Source organism: Aequorivita sediminis (assembly GCF_032080575.2).
In the GTDB taxonomy this organism is placed as follows: Bacteria; Bacteroidota; Bacteroidia; order Flavobacteriales; family Flavobacteriaceae; genus Aequorivita; species Aequorivita sediminis.
In genome coordinates this window covers 292,844-304,709 of record NZ_JAVLSO020000001.1, presented here as the reverse complement: position 1 = coordinate 304,709, position 11,866 = coordinate 292,844, and the positions used below count along the sequence as shown (strand labels likewise).

9 protein-coding genes are annotated in these 11,866 nt (G+C 35.4%); all 9 read right to left on the bottom strand.

Annotation, left to right across the window (positions count from 1 at the left end; genetic code table 11):
- Positions 1-10: 10 nt before the first annotated feature.
- The 9 genes from RT250_RS01440 to tamL all read right to left on the bottom strand — a co-directional run bounded on the left by RT250_RS01440 (position 11) and on the right by tamL (position 11,862).
- A complete protein-coding gene (locus RT250_RS01440) occupies positions 11-1,048 on the bottom strand; it encodes an FIDD domain-containing protein (protein WP_313111470.1) in 1,038 nt (345 codons plus the stop codon).
- 153 nt (positions 1,049-1,201) lie between these two features.
- Positions 1,202-2,401, bottom strand: coding sequence for a glutamate-5-semialdehyde dehydrogenase (locus RT250_RS01435; RefSeq protein ID WP_313111468.1), 1,200 nt, complete (start codon positions 2,399-2,401; stop codon positions 1,202-1,204).
- A gap of 20 nt (positions 2,402-2,421) precedes the next feature.
- Complete coding sequence (gene proB / locus RT250_RS01430) at positions 2,422-3,192, bottom strand: glutamate 5-kinase (protein ID WP_313111466.1); 771 nt, start codon at positions 3,190-3,192, stop codon at positions 2,422-2,424.
- Between the two features lie 16 nt (positions 3,193-3,208).
- Positions 3,209-4,009: a pyrroline-5-carboxylate reductase gene (proC, locus tag RT250_RS01425; RefSeq protein ID WP_313111464.1), complete on the bottom strand. Its 801-nt coding sequence runs from the start codon at positions 4,007-4,009 to the stop codon at positions 3,209-3,211.
- A 282-nt stretch (positions 4,010-4,291) separates the two neighbouring features.
- A complete protein-coding gene (locus tag RT250_RS01420) occupies positions 4,292-6,526 on the bottom strand; it encodes a polyribonucleotide nucleotidyltransferase (protein WP_313111462.1) in 2,235 nt (744 codons plus the stop codon).
- A 205-nt stretch (positions 6,527-6,731) separates the two neighbouring features.
- Positions 6,732-7,001, bottom strand: coding sequence for a 30S ribosomal protein S15 (rpsO, locus tag RT250_RS01415; protein WP_139855782.1), 270 nt, complete (start codon positions 6,999-7,001; stop codon positions 6,732-6,734).
- A gap of 121 nt (positions 7,002-7,122) precedes the next feature.
- Positions 7,123-7,989 (bottom strand): acetyl-CoA carboxylase, carboxyltransferase subunit beta, encoded by an 867-nt coding sequence (accD, locus tag RT250_RS01410; RefSeq protein WP_313111458.1) that lies wholly within the window; start codon positions 7,987-7,989, stop codon positions 7,123-7,125.
- A gap of 113 nt (positions 7,990-8,102) precedes the next feature.
- A complete protein-coding gene (gene fbaA / locus RT250_RS01405) occupies positions 8,103-9,170 on the bottom strand; it encodes a class II fructose-bisphosphate aldolase (protein ID WP_313111456.1) in 1,068 nt (355 codons plus the stop codon).
- A gap of 94 nt (positions 9,171-9,264) precedes the next feature.
- Positions 9,265-11,862: a translocation and assembly module lipoprotein TamL gene (tamL, locus tag RT250_RS01400; protein ID WP_313111454.1), complete on the bottom strand. Its 2,598-nt coding sequence runs from the start codon at positions 11,860-11,862 to the stop codon at positions 9,265-9,267.
- Positions 11,863-11,866 lie beyond the last annotated feature (4 nt).

Here is an 11,866-nt window from a genome sequence, read left to right as displayed (position 1 = left end):
AACTACCTATTTAAGAACATTCAATTACTTTTAAAACTAGTGGCATAGATGTTACTAGTTCTCCTGTGATAATGTCATCAAATCTAACATAAATTATTTGAGGATTTATAGTGTTTTCATACAGTAAGTTTACTATTGGGTTTATACCTGAAAGCATATCCTCATAGTTTTCGTAATAAGTAGTTCTAACTGTTGACGGATCGTCTATTCTTGTTAATGGAAAGAAACACTCAAAATAACTATCTAAATTGAAAATAGCTTTTTCTGAACCAGGGCGAATTTCACATTCTTCAAATAGAAATTTTTTACAAGGTTCTGTGCATTCTTTTAATAATTGAAAACGGTCGGTACCATTCTCTATGGTCATCTGTGAATCGTCATAGCTAATTACTTTCCAATCGTAGTTCCACGCTTCTTTTACAACTTCATTACCCATTAGAAAAATATTGAGATGAAGTTCATCTTCTATAGAATAGATAATCCAAGTCCCCGCACAAGAGTTTTCATCAAAATACAATCCTACAGTACCAGTATTGCTTACTTCAAAATAAGAACCATCATATTCATTATTTGGTCCTTCTATGTGGCTAATTTTCCAAATACATGAAGTTTCGGTTAGAATATTGTTGCATGTGGTAATCTCGTCTGCAACTAAACATTTCTCGATAGCCTCTTTCAACTCGTCGTTATTATTTATGGTGTAGGGCTCACCACTGTTTAATGTGCTTGTAATAGGATAGCTTAAGCTAATTGATTTGCCTTCATCGAGTGTACCTAAAAAATCACTAAATTCACTATCACTATTTATGACCTGATAGCCGAAAATTTCAAAGTTTTCATCGTAAATAATCAAAGTGAATCCATAATTAAAGTCTATACAAGTAATTTCATTAGAAAAATCACTACTAGCAGCCTTTTCAATCAAATTGTAAAGTTCAGAATTTACTTGTATAACCTGTGATGGATCAATTTGCCCGAGAGGTTCATTTTCGCAAGAACCAAAAATTACAATCAGAAAAATTAATGGAATTAGCTTAAAGATTTTCATAAGATGCTTGATTAAGTTGTTTCCCTATAGTCTGATAATATTAAAAAGGTTGCGTTACACGGATTGATTTATTCATTATTTTAATAAATATCAAATAAAAAGCCTTCATTCAAAGTTTTGAAGAAGGCTTCTTAAAGGTTAACATTTTAAATTCTACACTCGAATATGGCCATTTCCATAAACGTAGTATTTATTAGTCACCAATTGCTTTAACCCTAAGGGGCCGCGATGATGTAGTTTATCTGTGCTAATAGCAAGTTCGGCACCAACGCCCATTTGTCCGCCATCTGTGAAGCGAGTAGAGGCGTTGTGGTATACAGCAGCACTATCTATGTTTTCCATAAAATTAGCTGCTTTGCTATGGTCTTCAGTTAGAATAGCACTTGAATGTCCACCACTGTATTTATTTATTATTGAAATAGCTTGGTCCATGTTTTCAACTGCGCCAATTGCAATTTTCATTGCTAAAAACTCTTCATACCACGTATCTTCATCGTCGATTAATTCTGATGTAGAAAGTGTTTTTTTAACTTCAGGATCTACAATAATTTCCACTTTAGAGGCTTCGAGCACTTCTTTTAATTCTTGAAGTTTTGCTGCGTAGTTAGGGATATTTTTGTCTACTAAAACTTTATCTAATGCGTTGCAACCTGAAATTTTATCGGTTTTTGCATTGATAATCACCTCAAGGGATTTTTTCCAATCGGCATCTTCATCTATATACAAAAAGTTATTTCCACGTCCACTAACTAAAACCGCACAATTGGCGTTTTCCTTTACAAATTTAATTAATCGTTCACCACCACGTGGTACAATTAAATCTATTGGTTCCTCTGGATTTTTTAAGAAAGCTTGTGTTTCTTCTCGGTTTAGCTCTAGCATTGTAATCCAATCTTTCTCAAGTCCGTTTTCTTGTAAGGCATCATGCCAAAATTTCACCAAAACTTTATTGCTATTATAGGCTTCTTTACCGCCTTTCAATAGAATTTTATTATTAGCTTTAAAAGCCAGTACTGCTGCTTCGATGGTAACATCTGGTCTTGATTCGTAAATAATCATAATAGTTCCAAATGGAGCTGTTTTATTAATTATCTTAAGACCACTTTCTAGCTCCCTACTGCTTATTTCTCGGTTTACTGGATCATCTTGATCTTTAACCTCATAAATAGCTTTAATCATCCCATCAATCTTGGAGTTATCTACCACCAGTCTGTCATATAGCGCTTGGTCGTCCTTGTTAAAGGCTTGTAGATCTTTCTTGTTTGCTTTTAATAATTCTTCACGATTTTTATCGATAATATTTATCATCGAATTTAAAACCTGATTTTTTAATTTTTCCTCTATCATCTTCATATTCTCTTCTGTTTTTTAAATTATGCGTAAAATTTTGTACCTAAATCTTGGCCGTTTAAAATGTCGACAATTACATTTTTACGTTTTCCATTAGCAATATAAGTAGGTATGTTTTTCTTGGCCGTTTGCTTGGCAATTTTAAGTTTAGACTTCATTCCACCACGACCTTCACCTTCGCCTTTACTTGAAGCTTGAACGTATTGTTCCACAGCCTGATTTGGGTGAACTTTGCTCAGTTTTTCAGAGTCTTCATCATCTGGATGACCAGTATATAAGCCATCAGTATCTGTTAAAATCACTAAAGCGTCTGCTTCAATAAGTTCGGCTACCAAGCTAGCGAGTTCATCATTATCACTGAACATAGACATTGTCAACGAAACTGCGTCGTCTTCATTTGCAATGGGAACGATGCCTTCTGCTAAAAGACCTTCGTAGCAATTAATCATATTTTCACGATGTTTACCAGGAGCGAAATCTCGTTTGGTTGCTAAAATTTGAGCACATCGCATTCCGTAATCGTGGAATAGACTATAATAGTGTCGCATCATTCTAGGTTGCCCTACAGAAGAATATATTTGCCTTCTTGTAGCATCATCCTTTGCCAGACATTCCCCTAAAACTTCCATACCAGCAATTGCCGATCCCGAAGATACCAAAACAGGCGAATACCCATCTTCGTATAAGGCTGCAATTTGTCTTACCAGTTCGGTGAGAATTGGTCCCACAATACGATTGTCTTTATTTGTCATAACGTTGGTTCCTACTTTTATAACCACTCGTTTTTCCTTCATAAAATATCTTATTTTTTTATTTACCTAATTCTGTTGCTCTGTTAAAAGCTGCATAAGCAGCTTCTTTAATTAATTCTTTTACATTATTATCTTCCATAGAATCTAATGCTGCTTGAGTAGTTCCTCCTTTTGAAGCTACCATTTTCATCCAACTATTTGGTGAGAGATCAGATTCGGTGAAAAGCCTTACTGCCCCCTCAAATGTTTGGGTGACCAATATTTTTGAATCATTTTGTGAGAAGCCCATTTTTAGAGCTGCTTCTAACATAGATTGCATAAAATAAAAAACATACGCTGGGCCACTTCCTGAAATACCGGTAGACGCATTAATAAAATTTTCGTTTTCTACGTGAATAGCCTCTCCAGTTGTATCTAATAGGTTTCGCACCATTAAAAGTTCTACGCGACTAACATCCTTTGCCGCCGTAAATGAGGTCATTCCCATTCCTACTTTTGCTGGAAGGTTTGGCATGGCTCTAACCACTTTTTTGACATCTAAGTTATTTTGGATGGTTTCGATAGTAACTCCTGCCATTAATGAAATAAAAACCTGATCACCGTTAATCATGCTTTTCATTTTATGGAATAGCTCATCACTGTGGTATGGCTTTACAGCTACAAAAATAATATCTGCTTTTGGAAGGCAGTCTTCTAAATTTCTATAAACATCGAATTTATCAGTTTTTTCGAGAGATGAAATTTTTTCATCTGAAACATCGAAAATCATTAATTTTCTACGATTTAATAAAGGAGAATCAGCCATGCCTTCGGCATATGTCAACCCCATATTTCCTGCGCCAATAACTAGTACTTTCATAATTTGTTTTATTGTTAGGTCTATAAGGTTGCAAGTACTGTGCGAGAGGGTCGATAAAAATTTTTAATACTGAACTTTAAAATTAAAATCGCTCTTAGCCTACTAAACAAGGTGATTTAAACGCGTTTAAGCTATTTTAAATATCTGAAACCCTTGGGGTGACAGGATTGCACAATTGCTGCTTTTTATGCAATTATGGCATAAAAACCAAAAACGCCTTCATTTCTGAAGGCGTTTTTTTAAGTTTATGGTTATGAGATAAAATAATCTCATAATTAAAATTTAATCTCTCTTTCTGTCTCTATCGCGATTATCACGTCCGCGGTTATCGCGACCACGATTGTCACGCCCACCTTTTCGGCTATCTTCACGTGGAGCACGTTCTTTGTAGCCTTCTGGTTTTGGTAATAAAGCTTTTCTAGAAATTTTATCTTTTTTAGTTCTTGGGTCGAAACCTAAATATTTCACATCAAATACATCTCCCATGTTTACAACATCAGATACATTTTCTGTACGTTCCCAAGCTAGTTCACTAACGTGTAATAGCGACTCATTTCCTGGAGCTTCTAGATATTCTACAACAGCGCCAAAGTCAAGCATTTTAATTACTTTAACTTCGTAAACGCTATTCATTTCAGGTTTGAATGTTATAGATTTTATTTTGGCTAAAACCGCATCAATTCCATCCTGACCTGTTCCTAGAATTTCTACAATTCCTTCTTCGGTTTCAGGATCTTCATTAATAACAATTGTACAACCTGTTTCTTTTTGAAGCTCTTGAATAACTTTTCCTCCAGGTCCTATCAAAGCACCAATGTATTCATTAGGAATTCTAACAGTTACCATTTTAGGAGCGTAAGACTTAACATCTTCACGTGGCTCAGCAATAGTCTCAGTTAATTTTTCAAGAATATGAAGTCTTCCTTCTCTTGCTTGTTTTAAAGCATTTACAAGAATCTCGTAGCTTAATCCTTTTACTTTAATGTCCATTTGGCAAGCAGTAATACCGTCTGCCGTTCCAGTAACTTTAAAGTCCATATCACCTAAGTGATCTTCATCACCTAAAATATCAGAAAGTACAGCGTATTTACCACTATCACCATCAGAGATTAATCCCATTGCAATACCAGATACTGGTTTTTTCATTTTGATTCCTGCATCCATCATTGCCATTGTTCCGGCACAAACAGTTGCCATAGAAGACGAACCATTAGATTCTAAAACTTCTGAAACTACACGTACAGTGTAAGGACAATCGCTAGGCACCATTCCTTTAAGTGCACGTTGCGCTAGGTTACCATGTCCTATCTCACGACGAGATGTTCCACGAATAGGTCTAGCTTCGCCAGTACTAAAAGGAGGGAAGTTGTAATGTAGGTAGAATTTCTCTTCACCTTCAAATGAAGGCATGTCTATTTGGTTTGCTTCTCTTGAAGTTCCTAAAGTCACTGTTGCAAGTGCCTGAGTTTCTCCACGAGTAAAAATAGAAGAACCGTGTACTGATGGTAAGTAATCAACTTCACACCAAATAGGGCGAATTTCATCTGTTTTACGTCCATCCAAGCGCAAACCTTGGTTAAGCGTTAAATCTCTAACTGCAGCTTTTTCAGCCTTGTAATAGTATCTTGAAACAAGGTCTCCAAAGTCTTCTAATTCTTCTTCAGTAAAAGTAGCTTTTATAGATTCTTTTATTTCAGCAAAAGCAGTCGTTCTTTCGTGTTTAGCAGAACCAGCTTGTGCAATAGTATAAACCTTATCGTAAGCCATATCGTAAACCTTTTTTTCAAGGTCTGCGTCTTCTCTTTCTGCAGGGTATTCACGAGTTTCTTTCTTTCCAAAAGCTTCAGCAAGTCTTACCTGTGCAGCACATTGAACTTTAATATGCTCGTGTGCAAATTTGATTCCTTCGGTCATTTCTTCTTCAGAAATCTCATCCATCTCACCTTCAACCATCATCACACTATCAGCAGAAGCTCCAATCATCATATCGATGTCAGATTCTAGTAATTGTGCTCTTGTTGGGTTGATAATAAATTCACCGTTAACTCTTCCAACTCGTGCTTCTGAAATAGGGCATTCGAAAGGAAAATCAGACAGCTGAATTGCAGCAGAAGCTGCTAATCCTGCCATTGCATCTGGCATAACATCGTCGTCGTGACTCATTAACTGAATCATTACTTGTGTTTCAGCGTGGTAATCTTTTGGGAAAAGTGGACGTAAAACTCGGTCTACTAGACGCATTGTTAATACTTCTCCATCACTTGGTCTTGCTTCTCTTTTAAAGAAACCTCCTGGGTAACGACCAGAAGCAGCATACTTTTCGCGGTAATCTACTGTAAGTGGTAGAAAATCTAAGTCTTTGTAGTCGTAGTTAGAAACTACAGTACATAATAACATACATTTTCCAGATTGTACAACTACAGAACCGTGAGCTTGTTTAGCTAACTTTCCAGTTTCAAGGGTGATTTGTCTTCCATCACCAAGGTCAATGACCTCTTTAAATACTTTAGGTATCATTTGTTTTTCATTTTTGCACTTAAAGATATGTGCAGTTAATTTTTGGTCTGAGCTTGTTTTTCAAGCTAAGTGTTGTTGTGTTGTTGTGGTTTGACCAATGAAAAACTAAGGGGGTAGCCTTCTTTATAAATTATCGATTTCTCTAATAAAACCCCAAATCAAATTTGGAATAAAAATAAAGGGGCGTAAAACGCCCCTCTAATAATTACTTACGTAATCCTAATTCTTTAATAATAGCACGGTAACGAAGGATGTCTTTTTTCATTAAATAATCTAAAAGAGATCTTCTTTTTCCTACTAACATTACCAATGAACGCTCAGTGTTGAAGTCCTTTTGGTTGTTTTTAAGGTGTTTTGTTAAATGCTCGATACGGTAAGTAAACAAAGCGATCTGTCCTTCTGCAGAACCAGTGTCTTTCTTTGATTTACCGTGTTTTTCAAAAATTTTTTCTTTAGCTTCTTGTGATAAATACATGCCAATATTGTTAAAATGATTTTTATGTATTGACTACCATTTTGATAATCAAGGCTGCAAAAGTAGTAAAACTTATTGAGTTACTATATTCTTTTTTAGAATAATATCTACTTATTCAAATTTATTCAGTTTCTTTACGTACAGGTCTGTTTGAAACCAGGTCTAGATATAGGTTAACTTTTCGCTTTAAATCTTTGCGATGCGTAATAAAATCTAAAAATCCGTGCTCTAATACAAATTCAGATGTTTGGAAGCCTTCAGGTAATTCTTTACCTGTAGTATCTCTCACAACACGTGGTCCAGCAAAGCCGATTAATGCACCAGGTTCACTAATGTTGATATCACCCAACATTGCAAAAGAAGCTGTTGTACCTCCCGTAGTTGGATCTGTAGCTAAAGAAATATAAGGAATACCAGCATCGCTTAATTGTGCCAGCTTTACACTTGTTTTAGCAAGTTGCATCAATGAAAGTGCAGCTTCCATCATTCTAGCTCCACCACTCTTTGAAATAATCATTAGTGGAATTTTTTTCTTTAAAGAATAATCTGCAGCACGTGCAATTTTTTCACCAACAACGCTACCCATAGAACCTCCAATAAAGCTAAAATCCATACAAGCAACAACTAGATCTTCACCCATTGATTTTCCTACAGCACAACGCACAGCATCTTTTAACCCTGTTTTTTCTTCTGCTTCTTTTAGCCTGTCTGTATACTTCTTTTTATCCTCAAACTTAAGAGGGTCTTTGGAAGTAAGGTTTTTATCTAATTCTTTAAATTTATTATCGTCGAATAAAATTTGAAAATACTCTTTACTTCCTATTCGTACGTGGTAACCGTCTTCAGGACTTACATAAAAGTTTCTTTCAAGCTCTTCGCTATCCACAATTTTTCCTGTAGGCGATTTGTACCACAGCCCTTTGGGGACGTCTTTTTTCTCTTCAGTTGGGGTTTGTATCCCTTTTTTCGTTCTTTTAAACCAAGGCATTTTCATCTGTTGTTATTGGTTGAAGTTTCACTTTGTTGATTTTAAATTCAGTAATAATAGATTGAGACAATATAGCTTAAGACATATTATATCCTATTGTTACGAGAATTATATTATAACGTGTTTACGTTATTTAAATCTTCAAAAGCTTGTTCTAATCTTTTCTTAAATGTTAACTCGCCTTCGCGAAGCCATTTTCTTGGATCGTAATATTTCTTATTTGGAAGGTCATCACCTTCTGGGTTTCCTATTTGCGTTTTTAAATAATCTAGGTTTTTTACAAAATACTCTCTCACACCTTCTGTGAATGCGAATTGCATATCAGTATCGATATTCATTTTTATAACTCCATAGCTTATTGCTTCACGAATTTCTTCTAATGAAGATCCACTTCCGCCATGGAAAACAAAGTCGATAGGGTTGTAACCTGTATTAAATTTTTTCTGAACGTACTCTTGAGAATTTTTTAGAATAATAGGTGTTAGCTTAACATTTCCTGGCTTATATACACCATGAACATTACCAAATGCTGCAGCAATTGTAAATTGATCACTTATTTTTGAAAGCTCTTCGTAAGCGTATGCTACTTCGTCTGGTTGTGTGTAAAGTTTTGAAGAATCTACATCTGTATTATCTACACCATCTTCTTCGCCCCCTGTAATCCCTAATTCAATTTCTAATGTCATCCCTATTTTGCTCATGCGCTCTAAATAGCGCTTACAAATCTCGATGTTCTCCTCGATAGGTTCTTCAGAAAGATCGATCATATGTGAGCTGTATAGTGGTTTACCAGTTTCTTTGTAAAATTTTTCACCAGCATCTAGTAGTCCATCTATCCAAGGAAGTAATTTTTTAGCACAGTGGTCTGTATGTAGAATCACTGTTGCGCCATAAAGCTCTGCAAGTTCATGAACATGTTTTGCACCTGCTATAGCACCAGCAATTGCTGCTTTTTCATTTTCATTAGAAAGTCCTTTTCCTGCATTGAATTGAGCTCCCCCGTTTGAAAATTGAATAATTACAGGAGAATTTAATCCAGCAGCGGTTTCCATTACAGCGTTAACGCTATCTGAACCTACAACGTTTACTGCAGGCATAGCAAAACCTTTTTCTTTTGCGTATTTATGTATTTTTTGAACTTCTTTTCCGGTGGCAACACCTGGCTTAATTCCGTGACTCATAATTTTTGAGATTATATGTTAATCGAAAATTCTTCTATTTTAAACTATAAACTGATAACTCAATTAGCAGACAAAAATAACAAATTTATATGGTTTAGAAGGGGTAGTTAATACCTATGTTGTAAACAGCTTTTGAGAAGCTGTAATCTTTAAACCAACGTTCACCTACAGGACGAGCAGGGTTGTGGGTTTTAAAGCCTACATCCAACCTAATAACGAAGAATCCAAAATCGTATCTAAGTCCTATTCCGGAGGCAACAGCTAGCTCTTTTAAATCTTTTAACCCGTTAAATTTTGCTTCTTCATCTTGTATGTTGTCGTAAACATTCCAAATATTGCCAGAATCCACAAATAATGCGCCTTTTACGGCACCGATAATTGTAAACCTATATTCTGCGTTTAAAGCTATTTTAAAGTTAGCCTCATTAAACTCATCTTTACTGCCGCTGCTTCCTGGACCTAAGTCATATGCTCGCCACCCGCGATTGTCATTTGCACCACCTGCAAAATAGCTTCGCGTAAATGGAATACTATTACTATTGCCATACGGAATAGCAATACCACCAAATGCTCTTACCGCGAGAATATTATTGTCGTCTAGCTCCCAGTGTTTAATATATTCTGCTTCCCCTTTAATGTATTGAGAGTATTGAACATTAAGAACTTCGTAGTTTCCTCTATCGTTCTTTTTTGCGCCAATTAAGCTTGCCACACTAGAAAGTATATTTCCTGCGCTTTCAAGTTTAAATCTTGTACGTGAAAAACTATTGTCTTGAATGTTTTCACGTGTGTCTCTTGTACGGGTGATATTGGAAGCGAAAATTAAGTTATTTTCAGTAAGTCTTGCTTTTCTTTCATCAATATTATCAACTAACTGATATGCTTCTCCTTGGTCTGAAACAGGAGTGATGTCTCCGTTTAATACATCTCTAATAAAGCCATTTGCACCACTTGGAATTTCAAGAACTAGGTCGTTATCGTTGTTGACTGAATAATATTCAGGGTTGATACTTCCAGGGGAAGCAATTTCTGTTTGCTGTGCTATGTCATTGAGTTGTTCAAAACTGTTTTTGTATACATTGAAATAATTTCCAATGTTGAGGTTTTTCACATATTGAACGTTAAGTACGTCAACTTGATAGTTGAGGATTTTAGAAGGTTTCCAACTGTAATTGTAAAAACTGTTAAAGGACTGTCTATCCAAACCAATATTGTTTTGTGCACTTGCACCAAAACTTAAAGTTGTGGTTGGAAGCATATATTTTGGAATTAGCTTTTGGGTATTAAACGGCATAATAATACGTGGGAAAGTTAATTTTGCATCCCCACCAAATTCTGAAATATTGAAAAAGCTACTTGAGTTATCCGCAGCATCTTTAGAAGAACCTAAACTTCCTTTTCCTGAAATTTGAAGTATTTCGGCTCCTCTAAAAATGTTTCTAAATGTCATATTTCCACTAAATCCAATCCCGTATTGTTGAATGGTAGATAAAAAGGCATCAAAATCTACTCCTAAGGTTTTATTGTCACGAGGGCTTAATAAAATAGAGGTGTTTAGCATGGTGCCTGTAGTGTCATTCGGAACAGGGGTATAGTTAATATTGGGATATTTGAAAATTTTTAAATCGGTTAGCTGATTGTAGGTAAGCGACCTGTCTATATCTTTAAATATCTTACCTGGTGTAATTGATACAGCATCTGTTATTGCTTTTGGTCTGTAGCGCATTTTACCGTAACTATATAGCTTATAGCCATTATAGCTTATGGAATCGCTATAGGTTTTATTTCGGTTGGCATAGCTGTAGTCTGTAACAATTCGAACTTCATTAATTTTATGAACTTTAAACGGTACCGTCCTAGAGCTATCGGCATCGGTTATTTTTCTATCAGCAATTAGATAGGTGATATTCGCTTTGTGATCTGTATTTACAGTATCGGCTTCAAACCTGACGTAATCCTGTTCAAAATGATAAAGACCAGAGTTCCTTAAAAGTACGGTTAATCGATCTCTTTCATTTACAAAATCGGCAGCAGAGTATTGTTTTCCTGCTTTAATAAACGAATTATTTTTTGTTCTTTGAAAAAGGGAATCTACTACTGGAGAGCTTATTTTTTCGATAATTGTATCTCCAATAATATAAGGTTTCTGTCTATTGATATGGAAAACTAATGAAGCTCTTTTTACTCTTTTCTTGTCAGGCTCGATTTTAAAATTTACCTCATTGTTAAAGTACCCAAGACTTGCATACCATCGTTCCAATCGCTCTAAAGATTTTTCAGCTTTATTCTCTCTAATAATTACGGGAGCATCACCCAATTTTTGAAGCCAATTGTTGAAGCTAACATAGCTACTATCTATTTGGTCAACTTGTTTTTTAGATAGAAATCGGATAAGCCTTTCCTCTCTTTTTGGGTTTTTATAAAGCCACTTTAAATAAGTTGAATCTGGCTGTGGGTCTGCTAAGTTGTAAATGTGTAATCCTAAAGGAACACCTATTAGTGGAATGGTAGGATTGGGTTTTTGAGCTAATTGGCTGTAAACTCCAGCGTCTTTAATTTTAGTGCTATCTACCAATATAGTGTTCTCTGTTAGTAGAAATTCTCCATCGGGTACCTGTTTTACAGCATTACAAGAATATAATAAGCTTATAAATACTATAAATAATGATATTTTTGCAAATAAGTGCGTCAAGAGT